General features: G+C 61.6%; 14 protein-coding genes. 8 read left to right on the top strand and 6 right to left on the bottom strand.

Annotated elements, in window-relative coordinates; translation table 11 throughout:
* Positions 1-163 precede the first annotated feature (163 nt).
* Positions 164-1,564, top strand: coding sequence for a phosphoglucomutase/phosphomannomutase family protein (locus CABTHER_RS05170; RefSeq protein ID WP_014099543.1), 1,401 nt, complete (start codon positions 164-166; stop codon positions 1,562-1,564).
* Entirely contained in the window at positions 1,533-1,931 is a 399-nt protein-coding gene (locus CABTHER_RS05165; RefSeq protein WP_014099542.1) for an FtsB family cell division protein, read from the top strand. The genes CABTHER_RS05170 and CABTHER_RS05165 overlap by 32 nt, the downstream gene beginning before the upstream one ends.
* A gap of 40 nt (positions 1,932-1,971) precedes the next feature.
* Here CABTHER_RS05165 and CABTHER_RS05160 read toward each other — a convergent pair whose 3' ends face one another.
* The 4 genes from CABTHER_RS05160 to ruvA form a co-directional block, all read right to left on the bottom strand.
* Entirely contained in the window at positions 1,972-3,369 is a 1,398-nt protein-coding gene (locus tag CABTHER_RS05160) for a spinster family MFS transporter (protein WP_014099541.1), read from the bottom strand.
* Positions 3,370-3,611: 242 nt separating this feature from the next.
* Positions 3,612-5,204, bottom strand: a complete 1,593-nt coding sequence (locus CABTHER_RS05155) for a phytoene desaturase family protein (protein ID WP_228374075.1) — start codon at positions 5,202-5,204, stop codon at positions 3,612-3,614.
* Between the two features lie 92 nt (positions 5,205-5,296).
* Positions 5,297-5,779: a TlpA family protein disulfide reductase gene (locus CABTHER_RS05150; RefSeq protein WP_148263947.1), complete on the bottom strand. Its 483-nt coding sequence runs from the start codon at positions 5,777-5,779 to the stop codon at positions 5,297-5,299.
* 50 nt (positions 5,780-5,829) lie between these two features.
* A complete protein-coding gene (gene ruvA / locus CABTHER_RS05145; RefSeq protein WP_014099538.1) occupies positions 5,830-6,429 on the bottom strand; it encodes a Holliday junction branch migration protein RuvA in 600 nt (199 codons plus the stop codon).
* Positions 6,430-6,661: 232 nt separating this feature from the next.
* Here ruvA and CABTHER_RS05140 point away from each other — a divergent pair, with 232 nt between their 5' ends.
* From CABTHER_RS05140 to CABTHER_RS15610, 3 genes are all read left to right on the top strand, one after another.
* The gene (locus CABTHER_RS05140) at positions 6,662-7,951 is read left to right on the top strand and encodes a ferredoxin:protochlorophyllide reductase (ATP-dependent) subunit N (RefSeq protein ID WP_014099537.1); all 1,290 of its coding nucleotides are present in this window, start codon (positions 6,662-6,664) and stop codon (positions 7,949-7,951) included.
* Positions 7,952-8,070: 119 nt separating this feature from the next.
* Positions 8,071-9,723, top strand: a complete 1,653-nt coding sequence (gene bchB / locus CABTHER_RS05135; RefSeq protein WP_041569094.1) for a ferredoxin:protochlorophyllide reductase (ATP-dependent) subunit B — start codon at positions 8,071-8,073, stop codon at positions 9,721-9,723.
* Between the two features lie 61 nt (positions 9,724-9,784).
* On the top strand, positions 9,785-10,876 hold the full coding sequence (locus tag CABTHER_RS15610; RefSeq protein WP_014099535.1) for a hypothetical protein: 1,092 nt from the start codon (positions 9,785-9,787) through the stop codon (positions 10,874-10,876).
* 234 nt (positions 10,877-11,110) lie between these two features.
* Here CABTHER_RS15610 and CABTHER_RS05125 read toward each other — a convergent pair whose 3' ends face one another.
* Positions 11,111-15,244, bottom strand: a complete 4,134-nt coding sequence (locus CABTHER_RS05125; RefSeq protein ID WP_014099534.1) for a two-component regulator propeller domain-containing protein — start codon at positions 15,242-15,244, stop codon at positions 11,111-11,113.
* Positions 15,245-15,270: 26 nt separating this feature from the next.
* Between CABTHER_RS05125 and CABTHER_RS05120 the strand changes: the two genes are divergently transcribed.
* Both CABTHER_RS05120 and CABTHER_RS05115 read left to right on the top strand, forming a co-directional pair.
* Positions 15,271-15,936 (top strand): FFLEELY motif protein, encoded by a 666-nt coding sequence (locus CABTHER_RS05120; protein WP_014099533.1) that lies wholly within the window; start codon positions 15,271-15,273, stop codon positions 15,934-15,936.
* A gap of 103 nt (positions 15,937-16,039) precedes the next feature.
* Positions 16,040-17,266, top strand: a complete 1,227-nt coding sequence (locus tag CABTHER_RS05115) for a patatin-like phospholipase family protein (protein ID WP_014099532.1) — start codon at positions 16,040-16,042, stop codon at positions 17,264-17,266.
* 30 nt (positions 17,267-17,296) lie between these two features.
* Here the strand turns inward: CABTHER_RS05115 and CABTHER_RS05110 are convergent, their stop codons facing one another.
* Positions 17,297-18,412, bottom strand: coding sequence for a TolB family protein (locus tag CABTHER_RS05110; protein WP_228374087.1), 1,116 nt, complete (start codon positions 18,410-18,412; stop codon positions 17,297-17,299).
* A gap of 113 nt (positions 18,413-18,525) precedes the next feature.
* On the opposite strand from CABTHER_RS05110, the gene CABTHER_RS05105 reads away from it, so the two are divergent.
* A complete protein-coding gene (locus CABTHER_RS05105; protein ID WP_148263946.1) occupies positions 18,526-19,113 on the top strand; it encodes a hypothetical protein in 588 nt (195 codons plus the stop codon).
* Positions 19,114-19,128: the final 15 nt, after the last annotated feature.

The following is a 19,128-nucleotide window of genomic DNA, read 5'->3' as shown; positions in this document are numbered from 1 at the left end:
CACAACCAACGGTCTCAATCAACAGAAAAGTCATTGTCGGCGCTTCACCACGCATGGTAGCGTGCGTGTATCTTTCCGGCACAACATTCCCACGGTAACAAGCGGTTTGTTTCATCTTTTCCAAAAAGGCTCGAAGATCGCTTCGGGGGACGGCAGATTGTCCATGATTGCATTCGGCACATCCGGTTGGCGCGCCATTCTGGCCGACGACTTTACTTTTGCCAATGTCCGGCTTGTCACCCAGGCCATTGCCGACGAACTCCAGAGCAGTGGTGCCGGCGGATTGGTTCTGGTCGGCTACGACCCACGCTTCATGGCTGAAAAATTTGCCGCGGCCTGTGCCGAAGAACTCTCCCGTCGCGGATTCGACGTGCAGGTGACAGACCGGGATACCCCAACGCCCACGCTGTCGGTGGCCATTCGCGCCACAGGCGCGCGCGGCGGTATCAACTTCACGGCCAGTCACAATCCACCGGAGTATGGCGGCATGAAGTTTTCGACCGCCAACGGTGCGCCAGCGCTGCCGGAAGTCACCAGACGTATCGAGACGTTCATCCAGCGCCGGATGGATGACAGCACGCTGGCTGTACCCATAACGACACCCGGACGCATCGAGACCGTGGACCTGCGCGAGATGTACCTGGCCGTGCTGGCCGGGAAGGTCAACGGCGATGCCCTGCACCACCGGCCGCTGCGTGTGGCCTACGATGCCCTCTGGGGCACCGGACGCGGCTACCTTGACGTGTTTCTGAGGTCTTACGGCTGGGAGGTGACGACCCTCCACGACTGGCGCGACCCGTACTTTGGGGGACGCAGCCCGGAACCTTCGGAAGCCAATCTGGCCGAACTGCGGGAAGTCGTCCGGCGCGACGGCCTTGATTTGGGACTTGCCACGGATGGCGATGCCGACCGCTTCGGGATCATAGACCGGGACGGCAGTTTTATCCCGGCGAATGCCATTCTGGCACTGCTCACCGACTATTTGTACCGGTCACGTGGCTGGAAGCAAGGCGTCGGGCGCAGCGTGGCCACCTCGCACTGGCTTGACCGGGTGGCGAACCAGCACGGCATTCCGGTGTACGAAACCCCGGTCGGTTTCAAGTTTCTCGGCGAGCTGATTCTGGAGGAAAAGATATTTCTCGCCGGAGAGGAAAGCGCCGGGCTGTCCATCCACGGTCACATCCCGGAAAAAGACGGTATTCTGGCGTGTCTGCTCGTGGCGGAAATGGTGGCGCAGCGGGGGCAGTCCCTCCGGGACCTGCTGGCCGAGCTGTCCCGGAGCGTCGGAACGCTTGTCAATCGGCGCATCGGCGTGCGCCTCACCCCGGAAAAACAGCAGCAACTCCGCCAGACCCTGGAAGCCACGCCACCGGAGTCCTTTGGCGGCAAGCGGGTGCTGCGCCTGGATCGCACCGATGGAGTGAAGTTTTTTCTGGAAGATGAAGCCTGGGTGTTGATTCGCCTGTCAGGGACAGAGCCGCTGGCCCGGTGCTATGCCGAGGCGCGAACGGAAGCTGAAGTGGAGGTGTTGCTTGAGTCAGGCAAGAGTTTCATTCATCAATGAGTACCAACTGCGCCATGAGCAGGTTCTGGCCCTTCCCAAACCGCGTGTCCTGACGCTGGGGATTCCCCTCTATGCCCTCGTCGCCATGGTCGTCATCGGACTGACCGGGGTGTGCATCACGGTCACGCTCCGTACGCACAGTGAACTCCAGAACGCCACATCCGCTCACAACCGCCTGCAGGCCCAGATTGCCCGGCAGACCGCTGAAAACCAGCGCCTTCAGCAGGAACTGCGCCAACTCGACACGGACCCACGTGCTATCGAGCGTTCAGCACGGGAAATGGGACTCGTCCGACAGAATGAGACCATTCTGGTCGTGGACGAATCCCGTCCCACCCCCACCATGGGTCACGGAGCCGACTGGTAATCAGGAGACTCATCTGACGACAGTCAGCCGACACAAGCGGCTAGGCCGGCGAGGCGGGGTTGTCCCTGGTGGCTTCCGGGGTGATGGTGCCCAGCCCGTACAGCAGGCCGGCAACCACCAGCGCCACCGGCATCAGCAGCAGGGCGACCGAAAGGGTCTGGGCCGCCGGTGACAACCCGCAGAGCGTGGCCAGGGTGACGACAAAAGCCGGCGGTGACTGCCCCGCCTGTGCCAGTTCCCGCAGATGGGTCGAAATCCACCCCACCAGTGCCAGTGAAATGCCATCCCCGAAGACGTGAATCGCCACGACCAGAAGGCCAGTTGCCGTTGTACGCAGGTTGGGCGCGACGAGACTGACGACCAGCGTGTTGGCCGGGCCGTTTCCCAGATACACCAGAAGCAGCGTGATAAATGTACAGACCTGATAGACAAGCGGCGTTGTAGCCACCAGTGCTATGAACATCGGCACACTCGCCAAGCCAGCACTGACCGCGCAGACGAGAAAGTAGCCGCGTACACCGCGCAACCGCCGATTGAGGGCATCGCCGAGCAGTCCGCCGATGAGACTGCCCAGCGTGCCACCCACGACCGCACAAATTCCCAGCACCAGGTTGGCTTCTTTTTCACTTAGCCCCTTGTCAGCTTTCATCCACTCCGGGGCCCAGAACACCAGCGCCCCAAGCGCAAACGTCACGCCGGCATACCCCAGACAGGTCAGCAGGTAGCCACGGTTCACCAGCAATTGCCAGTAGCCTTCGAGCCAGCCCACCTCCTTCGGTTGGGATGGCTCGCCGGGCAATGCCTGAGTGGGCGGCGCCAGCGGCTCATCCATGACGCCGCGCTGCGGCTCGCGGATGAAAAACATCGTAAGCGCTGCCAGCAACCCCGGCACGCCCACAATCAGCAGGGCGTAGCGCCAGCCAAACATATCCGGTGCGCCGAGATAACCGCCCAAAACAAAGCCGGCCGCCGCGCCAATCGGAATTGTCGCCTGAAAGATGCTCATCGCCAGCCCACGCCGGGCTTTGGGGAAGTAATCGGCCAGCAGACTGGGAGCAATGGTGGCGTAGTTGGCCTCCCCTACCCCCACTGCTGCCCGTGCCACGAGCAACTGCCACAGGCTGCGGGCCAGTCCGGCCCCGGCCGTAGCCAGACTCCACACAAAAACTCCCACGGCAATCAGACAGCCCCGGTGATACCGATCGCCAAAGTAGCCGAAAAGCGGTGAGCAGAGCGTATAGACCCAGGTGAAGGCACTGCCGATCAGCCCCAGTTGTGCATCGGTGTAGCCGGTGTCCGCCTTGATGTACGGCACCAGCGCCGAAAAGATATACCGGTCAATGTAGTTGAGCAGGTTGAGCAACGTCAGCATCGCCAGCACGAAATAGGCGTACGTCGTCGCTTGCCTTGACGACAGCGGCAGGGCAGCAGTGCTCATAAGTCACCGGGATTGTCCACAATGAAATGGGTACGTGCGGCGCGATGGTATAAGGACGCCCCTGCGGTTGGCTAGTCAACCGGGCAGGGGGAGTAGCGAGTGGCGAGTGGGGAGTAGCAAGTGAGGAGTAGCGAGTGGGGAGTGACAAGTAGCGAGTGGCGAGTAGGGAATAGCGAGTAGGGAGTAGCGAGTGGCGGGGGTGAGTGGCGGGTGGCCCTGGCCCGGATGGCCAGGGCGGCCCGTCACCGGTCAGACAACACCACCCGCGCCGTGTTGTAGCCGCTCGCCCCAAAGACACCACCGCCGGGATGGGTACTCGCCCCCGTCAGGTACAGCCCCGGAATCGGCGTTTTGTAGGAAGCCAACTCCGGTAATGGGCGGAAGAAAAACATCTGGTCGAGCGACATTTCGACGTGCATGACATTGCCGCGCAACAACCCCAGCTTCCGCTCGATTTCTACCGGTGTCTGAATGTAGCGCCCGATGATCTTGCCGCGCATGTTGGGCGCATAACGGCAAACGACCTCGTAGATTTTGTCGGCCTCGCGCTCGGCAATGTCATCCCACTGCTCACCGTTGGAAAGCTCGTAGGGGTGATACTGGGCCCAGGTAAACAGGGTGTGCTTGCCGGGTGGGGCCAGTGTGGGGTCAATGGCCGAGAACGTCATGGCCACAACGCTCGGCTGCTCCGGCGGACGCCCCAGCAGGAAGTCCCGAAAGCTGCTTTCCAGGTAGGCCGCCGACGGGCACAACAGTTGCAACGCGCTGTGACAGGCCGCCACACCGCGCTCATCACTGGTGATGCCCTCGTACTGGGGCAGTTCCTCAACAGCGTGGCGCACAATCATCCCAAAGCCGTTGCCAACCCGGATGTTGGCGACGCGCTGCCGGAGTTCGGTGGGGCAGTCCTCCAGCAGCTTGAGGAACGTCGTCTGCACGTGACAGGCGCTTACCACCCGCCGCGCATGGAAAGCCTCACCACCAACGAGTTTGATTTTGAATGTACCGTCGGCCAGACGCGCAATGGCCGACACTTCCGCCTCAAGGTGTAACGTTCCGCCGTGAGCGAGAAAACACTTCGCCAGCGCCTGCGTCAACGCTCCGGAGCCGCCCTTGGCGCGTTTGGCGCCGGTCTGGTGAATCATGGCATTCCAGCCGAACATATCCCCGCTGGCCACTTCACTTGGTGCCGGCCCTGACTGTGCGGCCAACCAGAGCATGGCCGTCCGCAGATGCTCGTTCTGGAAGGTCTCCCGGATGACCTGCCCGTAGGGTGCCATCAGTTGCCGCGCCGTTTCGAGTGATCCCCACGCTTTGCGTGACCGGAAACTGGTGACACTGCGCTTGAGCGCCGTCCAGAGAATTTTCTGCGGGTCCGGCGCATTCAGAAACACCTCAAAAATCGCATCGTTGAGTTCGCCCCAGTGCGCCACAAACTTGCGGTACCGCTCGGCATCGGCCGGCGAAATTTGGGCAATACTGGCGCAGGTTTTCTCAATGTCCCGGTGAAAGGCAATGCCGTGGGGCGTCCCCAGGATTGGATAAAAGGCCCACGGGTCCATCTCGATGTATTCGAGGCCGTACTTGCTCAGTTCCAGTTCGGCAATCACCGGCGTGCCATGAATCATGATGTGCGCCGAGGAACCGATGTCGAACTTGTAACCCGGAATGATTTCTTCCGTACAAACGGCGCCACCCACAACCGGGCGGCGCTCCAGCACCAAAACCGAACGTCCGGCCTTGGCCAGATAGGCGGCGCAGACCAGACCGTTGTGCCCGCCACCGACAACGGCAACATCATAGCAAGCTGCTGTATCTGCCATAGGTTCAATCACACCGCAGTTGCTCCGGGACACTGCGGCACGCCATGTTCACAAGATATATCACCAGGGGGTGAAGTCCGCTTCCCTTCCGGCACATGCCCTGGTCAGGCAAGGTTTTCGTCAGACGCCGACTGGATGGCGGCCGTCTCCTGCATCGCATCGGCAATGCTGTCTGTAACCCGGCGGAAGGTAGCGGGGGTGGCTGTCCCATTCACGGCCTGCACCACCGTTCCATCCGGCGCGACGACCACAACGCGGCACTGCCCGAAGGTGAGACCATAGGCGCGGGAGACCTCGCCATCCCAGTCAATGAGCACTTCCTTGGGGGAAAGCTTCTCAATACTCACGCGCACCAGTTCCCGGAAGATGTCCGGCACTCCCCGGAACGCGGCAATGCCGATGATGTCAATCTGATCCCGAAACTTCAGGTACAGGGGTTCGATCCAGCTTGCCAACTGATAGGCGCTCACCATGTCACCAAAGCACAGTACCGTCACCAGCGGACGTGGAAACTGGTAGGTGTGAGTCCGGCCATGGTGATCATCGAGCGAAAACGCCGGCGCAGGAGAGGGTATTGTTACAGACACGTGTTCAGCCAAAGACCAACCAGGGTATATGGGGGGCTTTTCCAGAAAAGCTAGCGGTAGAGTCGCTTCATGGTCTGCTTGATGAGGTAGCTCAAATCCCGGCTCGTTTCCTCGGCCAGCGTCTGCGCCACGGCCTTTTCCACGACTGCCGGCGACCAGCCGAAGTTGATGAGCGCCGAAACAACATCCCGCCTGAGAGGTTCGTCAGCATTGGCCGGGGACTGGACAGCCACGTGGGGGAGCGGGACATCCGGGAGCTTGTCGCGCAACTCAATGATAATACGCTCAGCCATCTTCTTTCCGATACCCGGCACACCGGACAGCCGTCGGCCATCACCGGCAAGAATGACCTGCGCCAGGTCCGCCGGGCTGAAGCCGGACAGCACCGCCAGCGCCGTCCGCGCACCCACGCCGGCAATGGCCAGCAGGCGCAGGAAGAACTCCCGTTCGATCCGGTCACAAAAACCATACAGCAACAAGGCGTCCTCGCGGACGAGCAGGTAAGTGTGCAGGGACACGGTGTTCCCGACCTCCGGCAGACGGTCATAGGTGTAGAGCGAAACCCCTACGCTGAAACCGATGCCGCCAACTCCGACCACAACCGATGCCGAGCTTTTCTCCAGCAATGTCCCTGTCAGATGCGTAATCACAAGCCCTGTACTTCCCGCAAGCCGCCGATGCCACCGGAAGGCTGATGCAGCCTGGCGCGCCGGGTGGCGACGCCCTCCCGCCGCGCGGCGCATACGGAAGCCTGCTTCCTTTCCGGGTTGCGCAATGTGTTTTTATGAACGAAGTTGAGTGCAAGGTGTTTTGTGCACCCTTCCGGTGTACCGCATCGTGGCGGCGCAAGCTGCACCAACCCTTTTTCTGGAGAATCCCCCTATGGCGTCGTTGAATGTCATCCGCGAGGCGAGCTGTGCTGAAGGCTTCTGCTCGCTGGGCTGTATTGCCTGGCTCTACCGCAAGATTCGCGGGTCGTTTTTTCTCATTGTCGGCAGTCACACCTGTCAATACTTCATGCAATCGGCCCTGAGTGTGATGATTTTTTCCGAGCCGCGCTTTGCCACGGCCATCATTGAAGAAAGTGACCTTGCCGCCAAAACGGCCGATTTTGCCCACCTTGAACTTGACCGCATCGTGGGCGACATCGTGCGGGAATACAACCCGACAATTATCTTCCTCGTGGGGACGTGTCCGGCAGAGATCATCAAGGTTGACCTGCAAAACATCGGGGAAATGCTGACGCAGAAATACGCGCGCCCGGTGATGTTTGCGCCGGTTTCCGGTCTGGAGCACACCTTCACGCAGGGCGAAGATGGCGTTTTGCAGGCACTCCTGACGATTTCCCCCGAAGAAGCCCCTGGAACCCCACGGGAACTGCTGCTCGTCGGCGCAGTGGGCGATCTCGTCGAGGATGAAATCCTCGAACAGCTTGCGGCGCTGGAGATTCCCGTGCGAGGCGTGCTGCCGGCGCGTGATCCCCGCCGCTTGCCTGCCATCGGCCCCAACACCGTGGCCGTGGCCTTGCAGCCCTACCTCTCGATGACGATGAACGCCCTCAAGCGCCGTGGCGTGGAAGTGCTTGCCTGCCGGACTCCGATTGGGCCAACTGCCACCCGCCAGTTTTACGAGGCCATCTGCCGCGCCTTTGGGAAAGAACCACCGGCCAGCCTGGCCACACTCGAAGCCGAAGCTTGGGAACGCATTGGCCCCGAACGCGAACTGCTCATCGGCAAACGGGTGGCCATCATCGGCGACAACCTGCTGGAACTCCCCATTGCCAACCTGCTCTGTGAGATGGGTGCCGAAATCGTCGAACTGTCCACACCCTATTTCAACCGCAAGGCCATGGCAGCCGATGTCGCCTGCCTGCCCGAAGGCCTGACGCTTTACGAAAAACCCGATGTCATCGCGCAGGCGGAACGGGTTATTGCCCTCAAGCCCGACCTGACCATCTGCGGGCTGGGGCTGGCCAACCCGTTTGAATCACGTGGGCTGCCCACGAAATGGTCCATCGAGTTTACCTTCACGCCCATTCACGGCTTCAGGCACGCCAAAGACCTGGCGGAAATCATCGCCCGGCCCATCCGGCGCGGGAATCTGATGGCCCAGCGCGGCTGGTACGTCAGCCAGCCAACGGATGCCGCCCGGGCTGGTAGCGCCACTGCCTGACAGCCGGACGGTCTCACCCGGCTTGCCCGAACCTGTCAGCCGTTGCCCCCGCAGGGAACAGCCGACGGATGGCAGGCCAGACATCACCCCGTGGTTGACTTTGCTCAGGAGAAAAACGCATGCGACTTCACTATTGGACATACGAAGGCCCGGCCCACGTCGGCGCGTGCCGGGTCGGCACCTCCATCCCCGGCGTACACACGGTGTTACACGCTCCCGGTGGTGATTCCTACACCAGTGTGCTGTTTACGATGATTGACCGGCAGTGTGGCTTTCCAAGCGTGACGAACGTCAGTTACGGGCGGAAGGAAGTCTCCACGACGGGCGTGGACCGGATGATGACGGTCGTGGAACAGGTCGAGCGGACACACAAACCGCGTGTCATCCAGGTCATCCCCACCTGCACATCCAACCTGCTCAAGGAGGATGTGGGCGGCGCGCTCAACCGAATGCAGGCGACGTGCAACGCCAAGCTGCTGTTTTTGCAGCTCAATGCCTTCTGCGAAAAAGAAGACCAGGGCGCGGATATGACCTTTGCCGGCCTCGTCGAACACCTGGCGACCGGCACGGGCGAGCGGACGCCCGAACCCACAGTCAACATTCTGGGGCTCACCAGCCTGGGCTTTCGCCACCGGGATGACCTGCGTGAAATCACACAGCTTCTGAATCAGTGTGGGATTCGGGTCAATGCCGCCCTTCCCCTTGGCGGTACGGCGGCCGACTTCCAGCGGCTTGGACAGGCCTGGTTCAATGTCGTGCCCTACGCTGAAATCGGGTTGCGCGCCGCCCGGGTTCTCGAAAACCGCTTTGGGCAACCCTATCTGGTACACGCGCCGATTGGGATTCAGGCCACGCAGGAATTCATCGAACTGGTACAGGCTAAGGTCGAGGAACTGGGCGGCCGCCCGGCCAACTTCCATCCACGCCCGGAGACGATGAGCCGGGTTCCGTGGTACTCGCGCTCGGCCGACAGCCACTACCTGACACCCAAGCGGTCATTTGTCTTTGGCGTAGCTTCCCACGCGCTGGCCGTGGCGCGGATGATGGAAGAAGAAATCGGCATGCGCCCGCTGGCCGTCGGCACGTTCTCTTACGAACATGCCCCGGCGTTTCTCGACGAATGCACCCGGCGCGGCTGGAACGGCTTTTACTCGGATGACTTCAAGGAAGTGGAGCGCCGGATTGCCGACGCGATGCCCGATATTGTCCTGGGCACCCAGATGGAGCGGCACTCGGCCCGGCGGCACGAACTGCCAGCGACGGTCATCAGTTGTCCAGCCCACGTCACGGATTTTCCTGCCCGCTATTCTCCATTTGCAGGTTGGGAAGGGGCTAATGTAATCTTCGACGCGGTAACGCATACATTGACGCTTGGTTTGGAATCGCACTTGATCAATATGTTCCGCGAATTGCCGGGTGTAGAACATGACTCGGTACTCGGTGCTGTAAGGTTGCCAGACCTGCCCCCTTCCCCCTCACCGATGAGCCGGAATGAGGGCGTCCCGGCTGAACAGCGCGGGACAGCGTCAGCAGTGGTTTCCACACCGGCGACGACTGCCGTTGTCACCGCCCCCGGAACCGGGACACCCGGCGGCGAATGGTCAGGTGAGCCACGGTGGACGGAAGAAGCGCTCGCGGAGTTGAAAAAAATCCCCTTCTTTGTCCGCAAGAAGGCGATGCACAACACCGAAAAGTACGCGCGTGAGCATGGCCTTCGTGAAATTCTTCCCCAAACGATTCATGCCACGCGGGATGAGCTGTCGCGCAAGTGAGATGACACCAATGCCTTGTATGCGTACCGACCGAAAGACACCCTAAGGAGCCTGTTCGGTAATGTACTATGCGATTGCTATTGTGGTTCTCGCTGTTGTCGCCACAGCCGTGTGGTTCTTTGTGTTCAAAGGCAAAAAGACCGACGACGCCGGGCTGGGGTTGACAGGTATCGCTTCCCCAGCCCTTGCGGCCCCGGATGACAGTCAGGCCGCAGCCCGGGCGGCGGCCGCCCAGCGCGAAGCCGAGGCCCAGCGCCAGGCGGAAGCGGCTCAGCGGGCGGCTGAAGAACAGCGCCGTGCCGAAGAGGCCCGCCGGGCCGAAGAACAACGGCGGCTCGAAGAACAGCGCCGCCTCGAAGAACAGCGCCGCCTCGAAGAACAGCGCCGCGCTGAGGAAGAACGTCGTCGGGCGGAAGAAGCGGCCCGCCGGGCTGCCGAAGAGGCCCGCCTGGCCGAAGAACAACGCCGCCTCGAAGAGCAACGCCGCCTCGAAGAACAGCGCCGCGCTGAGGAAGAACGTCGTCGGGCGGAAGAAGCAGCCCGCCGGGCTGCCGAAGAAGCCCGCCGTGCCGAAGAACAACGCCGCCTCGAAGAGCAGCGCCGCCTCGAAGAACAACGCCGCGCAGAAGAGGCGGCTCGGCTAGCTGCCGAAGAACAGCGCCGGGCGGAAGAAGCCCGCCGGGCGCTGGAGGCTCAGCAACGCGCCCAACAACTACCGGAGTTTGATGTCAACGCCGCGCCCGATCCGACCCCGCCGGCTCCGACCACCGAGGAAACCGAAATCCCGGCCTACTTTGTCCCACCTGGCGGAGAGACTGTGGCGCTCGGTTCTCCCAAGCCGGCCCAACCAACACAATTCAAAGCCAGTGAAGAACTGCACAAGGTCGCCCAGCGTGTGGCACGTACCATTGTCAGTGACATCAAAATCTACAACCCGCAGAAAATTGAGCAGGGTATCGCCCAGAAAAATCTCTATGACCTGCTCAAGAAGGAGTTTGACAGCAGCATCAAGACCTACGAGGAACGGGCTGACCCACAGGTGCGTGCTGAATCAAACTACCTTTATGAGTACATCGTCAAATCGCTGTGCAATGGCGACCCCTCTGTGCTGGGCGTCAACTTTCCAATGGACAAGTTCCGCCAATCTTCCTGATCCGCCAATCTTCCTGAAAGGGCGGTGCATAACCCTCTCCAACGTTGACCCTCTTCCCGGCCTGAAAGCCGGACATTTCGACAGCCCTTCGGACGCGGCCGGCGAGGTGGATGGCCATCCGCCCCGCCGGTCGCGCCGTTTGGTCAGGCGCCTTGGTACGGATGTGGTGCGCTTTCCCGCAGGAAGCCTGTGCCGGCTGCCTGCGTTTTCCAGGTTTCAAGTTTGCGACTGCGGTCAGCGCGAACGGACTTCACCCACCACCTGCCAGACGCTGTGACTGCGCCGAATCCAATGGCGCAGCAAATCCACACGATAGGCGAAGGCATCGGCGCCATATTTTTCCAACAACTCACGGCGGAAAAGTTCTTCGAGCGTGAGACGAATCGTAGCCTCGGAAAGTGTCATGGGATAGCTGCACTCTGTAATCCGTGCAGCCAGGCGTGTGGATGAAACAACGTCCTGCTCATCCACCAGCGTATCAGCGACGAGCGCCAGAACGAGCTTTTCATCGTCACTCAGCGCCTCCCAGAAGTAGATCATCTGGGGGAGCGGGTTGTTGACGACTTCCTCCACGATGGTCAGCACATCGGCCCGCAGAACATAGTGGCGCTCCTGCTCATTGAGAAAGTCCACAATGTTCTGACAAATCACCTGGGTGTAGAAAGGCTGCCCGGCGGTCAGCCGGACAATCGCCTCCACAACGCCCCGCCCATACACGACACGATCCCGGACTGGCTCCGTAATGAGCCGGCGGGTGTCGTTCGGCGTCAGGTAGGACACCTTGCGAAAGAGTGAGCGCCGCAACAAATCACGCCACAACCGCTTGTCACGTTCTTCGAGACGGCGTGAGCCGGTAAAAACAAACGACAGGCGCTCGTAACGGTCCAGCAGGCTGGCCAGAAAAGGCAGCAGGTCGCGTGAAAGCTTGTCTTCTTCGATTTTGGTCTCAAACAGCTCGTATTCATCCACCAGCCAGACCATCTGCCGGTTGCCAATCTGCTGCAGGGCCCGCCCGATGAACTCCCGTACCTGGTCATACACATTGCCGCCGGACGCCTGGCTGTCTCTGGCAGTCGCTGCCACCTCCATCCCTTCGGCCCAGGTGAAGAGCGGGTCGGCCGCCAGGCTGACCGGTGTGGCCGTCGCTTTGGCAACCGCCTCGACCACGAGACGGGCAACCCGGCTGAAAAACTCCCGGTCGCCCTGAACGAGCATTTCCTGCAGGTCAATGAACACCGGGACAAAAGCCGTGCCTAACCGGCCGTTGGCCATCTGGTACAGGATGGAGCTTTTCCCCGTCCGGCGCTCGCCACAGAAGACGATGACCAGCCCCTGGGGGGTGCCTTCGAGCTTGCGGGCAACGTAGTGGAAGTCATCTTCCCGCCCGAAAAACATCGCCTGGGAGCGAATCGGGTTGCCCACGACATAGGGATTGGGCTGGATGGGCGTGAACTGGCGCAGGGCCGGCGGCAGGACGTACTCCCGGCTGCGCGCGCGCTGGACGAACCAGACGCCGGTTCCGCCGCCGGTCATCACCAGAACGCAGAGCGCCCAGAACCATCCCCGGAGGTAAAACGGAGCGTCAATCCGCACGACATACCGCTGCACCGGAGACTGCTGCCCGTAGAGGTCCCGGTTGAGCGCCCGGACTTCAAAGATGTGTTCACCGGCTGGAAGTCCAGCGACCGCATACTCGGCCGTTGTCAGGGGAGTCCGTTCGGGTGAAAGGATACGCCACTTCGCATCCCGGCCCGACAGACGGTAAAAGTACGTCACGGGCCCGGCCTGGCTGAGGGCCGTGAAACGGAATTTCAACCGGTGAAAACCGGCGCGCAGTGAAGCCTCGGCCGTCCCCGGCAGTTCGGCGCCATCGGCCTCCAGACGGATGTCAATGACCGGCGCCCGCACGTTGGGACGGTGGCGCACGAGACCGGCATCAGTCGCCAGCCAGAGGTGGCCGTCCGGGGTTGCGACCATGGCCCGGAAGCGCAGCCCGCCCAAGTCATAGCGGTCGCGCCGATAGGTCTGGGCCACACCGTCGCCATCGAGCAGAAACTTGCGCAGGCTGCCGTCGCCCAGCCCAACCCATAGAAAGGCCCCGGAGGGATGCTGCTCGACGTAGAGTGTCTGGACATCGCCGCCCTGCACAGCCGCGCGGAATTCATCGGAAATGAAGCTGACGCCATCGAAGGTTTCGATACCGCGTCCGGTCGCCAGCCAGAAGCGCCCGGACTGGGGCTGCTCGACGATGGCGCGCACATCGAGGCTTTCCAGCCCCAGCGTCGTCCCAATGACGACGAGTTCCGCTGTCCCCGGCTCGTAGCGATACACGCCATCGTTCGTCGCCAGCCAGACCGTGCCGGAACGTGACAGCAGCGCCATCCGCACTTCGCCATCCAGTGGAATGGACTCGCTGTCAAGTTTCAGGGTGGTGCTGTCAACCTTGAACAGGGCCTTGGCCGTGGCCACCCAGAGTGTCTGGCGCGCGGCATCCAGAAGCAGGGAGCGCACCTGCGAAAAGGCGCTGTCGCCGGCCATCACAGCCCGGACGGTACTTCCATCCCACAGCCAGAGACCGTTTTCCGCCCCAACCCACAGACGGTTCTCTGCCGCCAGCAGCGCGCGCACGGATATTTTGTCCAACTCAGGGTGGACGCGCTGGAAGCGAATCCCGTCAAAGGCATAGACCCCCCGCGCTGTACCAACCCACAGCCCACCTTCGGCTCGCGGAGCCATGGCGTGCACGTCACTGTCGGGCAGCCCGCGACTGGTATCAAAGACGACAAAACTGTAGGCATCGTACCGCAGCGCCCCCTTGCGGGTGGCCAGCCACACATTCTGGTCGGGATCGCCGGCCACGGCGGTCACTTCGGTGTCGGTCAGCACTTCGGCAGTTTCCTGGCGACGTGGGTCATAGACCACCACACCGGGCCCATCGGCGCGGGCGCACCACACATGTCCCTCACTATCCACGTGGCAGGCCCCCAGTGGACGCTGCAACATAGAGCCGGAAACCGGCAGAAGCTGGCCATCGGGTGTCAGAGTATAAAGCCCGGCAGCCGTAGTGCACCACACGGTCAGCGACTGTGGATCAGCCGCCAGGCCATACGCAGCAAGTTCCCCGACTTGGGCAGCGGGCAGCACCGGTTCCCAGCCCGGCCCCGATGGCCACCGGAACAATCCCCGGTCGGTAGCTGCCACAAGGCCGCCGGAAACAGCCAGTAAGGCGCGGATGCGCGTGTTGCCGATTTCCCGGATGAAGTCCCAGCGCGGTGGCGACGGCCAGTAGCGGTACAGGCCCTGCCCGGTGCCCACCCACAGGTCTTCGGACGGACCGGGCAGCAGACAGGTGACGGCCACGGCCGGTTCACTGAGGGCCATCGCAGTCGTTGACGTTGGCCTCAGGGCAGCCAGCCCGGTTGGCAGCCCAAACCACAGAGTGCCGTCCGCCGTCCGCGCCAGCGCCGTTACCGATTTTCCAGCCAGCGGAGACAGAGGCGACTCCGGTGCTTCGGATGACCAGAACTGCTGCCCGTCGAAACGGCACACGCCGGCCGCCGTGCCAAACCACACACTCCCGTCACGGTCGGGAAAAACCGTCTGCACGTCGTTGGAAGGCAACCGTGGCACTACAAAAGAGCGGTCCAGACTGCGGATGCCAAGTGGAATGGTTGAAACCCGATTGAGCAGGAGAGTCACTTCGAGCGTCGTCCGCTCACCGGTGACGACAACTTCGGACGTTTTGGCTTCGTAGCCTGTCACCACCGCCGTGACCTCATAGACGCCGGCTTCCATCCGCCCAAAGAAGTATTCGCCCCGCCGGCTCTCCAGAGCACGCAGGGCGCTGGCTTCCCGGCGGGAAGATTCCCGCAGCCGCGCTGTCACCACGGCGCCGGCCATGGGCGTACCGGCCCGCTCATCCCGCACCAGAACGCGCAGGGAACTGGGTGAGAGCTGGAGTTTGATGTCGGCCGGAGTTTCATCCAGACGATTCAGGGTGATGGTCTGGGTCTGTGGACGGTAGCCGCTGGCCGTTGCCACAATGGTGTATTTGCCAATACGCGGGAGCGGAAAGGTGAACCTGCCATCTCCGGCCGTCAGAAGTGAGGTTGACGGCGCGGTGGGTCCGGTACAGACCACTTTGACATCGGCCAGCGGTGTGCCGGACTCACCAACCACCACGCCACTAATGGCGGGGCCCGGCGGTGGCGACTGCGCGGCAAACTGTCCGCCCGGCAGGGCGAGAATCAGGCCGAGCCAGAGCCAACCAATCCAGCCTGAAAAGCCAGCGATTCCCCCTCTTTCAGCTTTGCCCTGGCGAAGTATAATTGCGTACTGTGTGATGGAACTATCACGCCCACTTTTCATCACTCTGCCTCTGTCACCCCACAACCATGCCCCAGAAAGCGTCGGCGAAACCCAAGATCAACCTGGCTCTGAAGCGCGAACTCCAGGATTTTCAAGTCAAACAACTCAAAAGAAACTTCAGCGACCTCTACACCTCGCAGGAGTACGGGCAACTGTGTGAGTTCTTTGCTCAGGACATCTACGCCCCCCGTGACTTCGAGGAGCGCAACCGCAGTTTCGAGCAAATTTCGAGTTACTTCCGCAATGCGCTCGGTGAGCGGCTCTTCCACGGTCTGATCCGCCTGCTTGACCTCTACGAAATGTCCGATGCCATGGACGACCTCATGGTGGTGACGCTGGAAAAGATGGGGGTCAGGAAAAACATTACGCAGGAGCAGTACGATGAAGCCTACTACCGGTGCAACAACTACGACGAGCGCATCGAGCAGCTTGACCTCATCGTGGAGTGCTTTCACTTTACCCACAATCTCTGCCAGTACCGCTTCATCGGGATGATTCTCAAAACGGCCCGGATGACCTCCCATCTGTTCAGCTCATCGAAGGACAGCATCGTGGACATGCTCGAACGGGGCTACCAGGCGCTGCGGCCGGTCAAAAACATCAAGCCGTTCACGGATACGATTTACGAGCGTGAACTCAAGCGCCTGAACCGCATTTACGACTTCTACAGCCAGCGTGTGGCGTTGTCCTGACGGTTAGGTTGGCGTGGATTGATTGGCCGGCAATCTGTTCCCTGCCGGCTGACCGGCTGCCAACTCAAAGCCGTGGACGATACTTCCTTCGCTTCTCTCACCTATGCCCAAGTCAAAGCCACCCACAGCCCGCAGCAAAACCGCCCTCATCCTGGCCGGGGGCGGTATTACCGGTGTTGTCTATGAGATTGGCGCCCTGCACGCGCTCGACCAGTACCTTGGTGAAGGATTCACCATCGCTGACTTCGACATGATCATCGGCCTGTCGGCCGGGGCGTTTGTCGGTTCGTTTCTGGCCAATGGCATCACGCCGGAAGCCATGTTTGCCGCGCTGCGCCAGGACCCGCGTGCTCCTCTTGCGCCTTTCCCCAAGTGGGACGTGTTCCGCCCCAACTTTGGTGAGTTTTTCGAGCGCGCGCTGGCGCTGCCGCGCACGCTGGCGCTCAACGCCTTCAAAAAGCTGCGCAAAGTCGCCGGGGGTAATCCTTATGTGAGTGTCTTCGACGAAGTGCTGCCTTCGGGAATCTTTGTCAACGACCGGGTGGAAAGCTATCTGCGGCACAGTCTTCACCGGCTGGGACGCACGAATGACTTTCGCCAACTGCGGCGTCGGCTTTACGTCATCGCCACGGAACTGGACACCGGCGACCGCATTGTTTTTGGCGATGAAGGCCACGATCACGTGCCCATCTCGAAAGCCGTCCAGGCTTCGACGGCCATCCCGTTGTTTTACCGCCCGGTGCGGATCGGACGGCGCGACTACGTGGATGGCGCCATGCGCAAAACACTGCACGCCGACATTGCCATTGCCAAGGGGGCGAAACTCATCGTCTGCATCAACCCCGTTGTTCCCCTGCGGAACGACATCGAGCGGGAAGCCGTCCCGTTGTTCGAGGGTAAGGGGCGCTATTTGCGGGAAAAAGGCTTTGGCTACATTGCGTGGCAGATGCTGCGGGTCTTGCTGCACTCGCGCATCGAGCTGGGGCTGGAACGCTACAAACGCCTGCACCCGGATGTGGACATCATCCTCATCGAGCCACGGATGGACGATTACCGGATGTTTTTCCACAACATCATGGACTACGAAGCGCGTGTCCCTATGGCCAAGCATGGTTGTGACACAGCCATGGCGCATCTGGCGGAACACTTCGACGAATACGGTGCTATCTTTGCCCGTCACGGCATCCAGATGGTTCGGCCGGGGCGACGCATTCCGCTTTCGGTTCCCGTCCACCGTCCGGCGCCGCCGCGTGCACCGGCGTTCAGATCGGACCGCGACGTATCGCGCCTCCAGGCTTCCCTCGATGCCCTGGCCGCCCGGCTGTTGTGAGGTGGCGGGCCGGGTGGTGGGCCGGCCGGCTTATGGAATCCAGTCGGCAATGAAGATGTTGGTCTCGCCGCGCGCCCGTCCGTTGCGGTTCGAGGCGAAGACCAGTTTTTTCCCGTCGGGTGAAAACATCGGAAAGCCATCGAAGGTCTCCTCGTAGGTGACGCGCTCCAGCCCGGTGCCATCCAGGTTGACGAGATACAGCTCGAAGTTGCGCCCCTGGGGATCATCCATATTCGACGAGAAAATCACCTTCCGGTCATCCGGCGTGAAAAACGGGGCAAAGTTGGCCTTACCGTTGTTGGTCAGGCGGCGCACGTTCGAGCCGTCCACGTTCATAACGTAAATATCGAGCCGGGAGGGACGGATGAGATGCTCCCTGAGCAACGCCCGGTATTCCTCCAGTTCTGCGCCTTCGGGCCGGCTGGCCCGCCAGACGATCTGCTTCCCGTCATGGGAAAAGAACGCGCCGCCGTCGTAACCGGGCGTGTGGGTCAACTGCCGGAGGTTTTTGCCGTCGGTGTCCATGATGTACAGCTCCAGATCGCCGGAGCGGTCAGAAGTAAACACGATGTGCTTACCGTCGGGCGACACAGTGGCTTCGGCGTCGTAGCCGGGCGCGTCGGTCAGACGTACCAGACGCTTCCCGTCCAGGCTGGCCTTGAAAATGTCGTAGCCTGGGTAGAGCGCCCATACGTAGCCGCGCGAGAAGTCGGGCCGGGGCGGACACTCGCGCTGGGCCAAATGTGTGGAGGAATAGATGATATGCCGGCCGTCGCGGAGAAAATAGGCGCAGGTCGTACGCCCAAGACCGGTGCTGACCATCCGCTGGCGTGCGCCGGTCGCGTCCATCACGTAAATCTGGTCGCAGGCGCGGCCGTCGCGGGTGGACTGAAAGACAAGCTGTTTGCCATCGAAGGAAAAGTAGGCTTCGGCGTTTTCGCCGCCGAAGGTGAGTTGGCGCAGGTTGGCAAGGTGTGTTTCACGCGGGTCGAGCCTGGGCGGCGGGTAGTTTTTTGGTGAGCCTTGCTCACCGAGTCGTGGCTGCTGGGCTACGCCGGGCCAGGTTATCGCCAGAAACGACAGGAACAGGACGGCCATCCATCGAACCGGCTGGAACAGGGCCGTCCAGGGCTTGGCAGAGTGCATCAAAGGCTGTCAATCTCCTTGCAGGTATTGAACGTTTTTCAACCCGAATCATCTATCATCGCCTCACGGTTTCCGGTTGGGCAAGCTGTGCGAGAGGACTGGTTATGTTTTGGATGACGGAAAGGTTCCCGCCCTGGTTTGTCACCGGGGTAGGGTTGTTGCTGGGTGTCTGGCTGTGGTCGCCGGACGTTGCCGGGCAGGACACTGCCGAACAGAAAGCCGCACTGAAAAACCGCGCTTCGCGCCCCAGCCGGGGGCGCACCCTGGATGAGTATTTCCTGGCCATTCCTGACAGTTACCTGCCCAGTGTGCCGCGCGCCCGCCGCCGGACGCTGCTGCGCCCGGAGCACGTCACCGTCCGCGACGAACGCAACGGCTACTTGCAAATTGCCGGCGATGGCGCACGGCCGACGGTCACGGTGGCCAAGTTCCGCCGGAGCGATGGGACGTACCTGATTGCCGTCACGGCCGACTACGAAATGGGGTCAGAGTGCTGGCTGCTGGACGAGCAACCGGGAGGCTTTGTGGATGTAACCCGGAACCTCATTCCCGACTATCGCCGCTGCGAGGATTTCGAGGCGGCGGACTGCCACGTGTATGAGCTGCCGCGCTATGGGACGACGATTGTGGTCAAAGATGGCGCGGGACGGGAACGCTATCGGCTCGGTTGGCGCGGCAACCGCTTTGAGCGCCTGCCATAACGTCACGGTCTGGTT

Source organism: Chloracidobacterium thermophilum B, from assembly GCF_000226295.1.
GTDB classification, from domain to species: Bacteria; Acidobacteriota; Blastocatellia; order Chloracidobacteriales; family Chloracidobacteriaceae; genus Chloracidobacterium; species Chloracidobacterium thermophilum.
This window is presented reverse-complemented; position numbering and strand designations above follow the sequence as displayed.

Excerpts from the sequence above, each read along its gene's own strand:
- CABTHER_RS15610 (WP_014099535.1), top strand. The coding sequence starts at position 9,785 with ATGTACTATGCGATTGCTATTGTGGTTCTCGCTGTTGTCGCCACAGCC.
- bchB (WP_041569094.1), top strand. The coding sequence starts at position 8,071 with ATGCGACTTCACTATTGGACATACGAAGGCCCGGCCCACGTCGGCGCG.
- CABTHER_RS05170 (WP_014099543.1), top strand. The coding sequence starts at position 164 with ATGATTGCATTCGGCACATCCGGTTGGCGCGCCATTCTGGCCGACGAC.
- CABTHER_RS05160 (WP_014099541.1), bottom strand. The coding sequence starts at position 3,369 with ATGAGCACTGCTGCCCTGCCGCTGTCGTCAAGGCAAGCGACGACGTAC.
- CABTHER_RS05105 (WP_148263946.1), top strand. The coding sequence starts at position 18,526 with ATGACGGAAAGGTTCCCGCCCTGGTTTGTCACCGGGGTAGGGTTGTTG.
- CABTHER_RS05120 (WP_014099533.1), top strand. The coding sequence starts at position 15,271 with ATGCCCCAGAAAGCGTCGGCGAAACCCAAGATCAACCTGGCTCTGAAG.
- CABTHER_RS05125 (WP_014099534.1), bottom strand. The coding sequence starts at position 15,244 with ATGAAAAGTGGGCGTGATAGTTCCATCACACAGTACGCAATTATACTT.
- CABTHER_RS05110 (WP_228374087.1), bottom strand. The coding sequence starts at position 18,412 with ATGCACTCTGCCAAGCCCTGGACGGCCCTGTTCCAGCCGGTTCGATGG.
- CABTHER_RS05115 (WP_014099532.1), top strand. The coding sequence starts at position 16,040 with ATGCCCAAGTCAAAGCCACCCACAGCCCGCAGCAAAACCGCCCTCATC.
- CABTHER_RS05140 (WP_014099537.1), top strand. The coding sequence starts at position 6,662 with ATGGCGTCGTTGAATGTCATCCGCGAGGCGAGCTGTGCTGAAGGCTTC.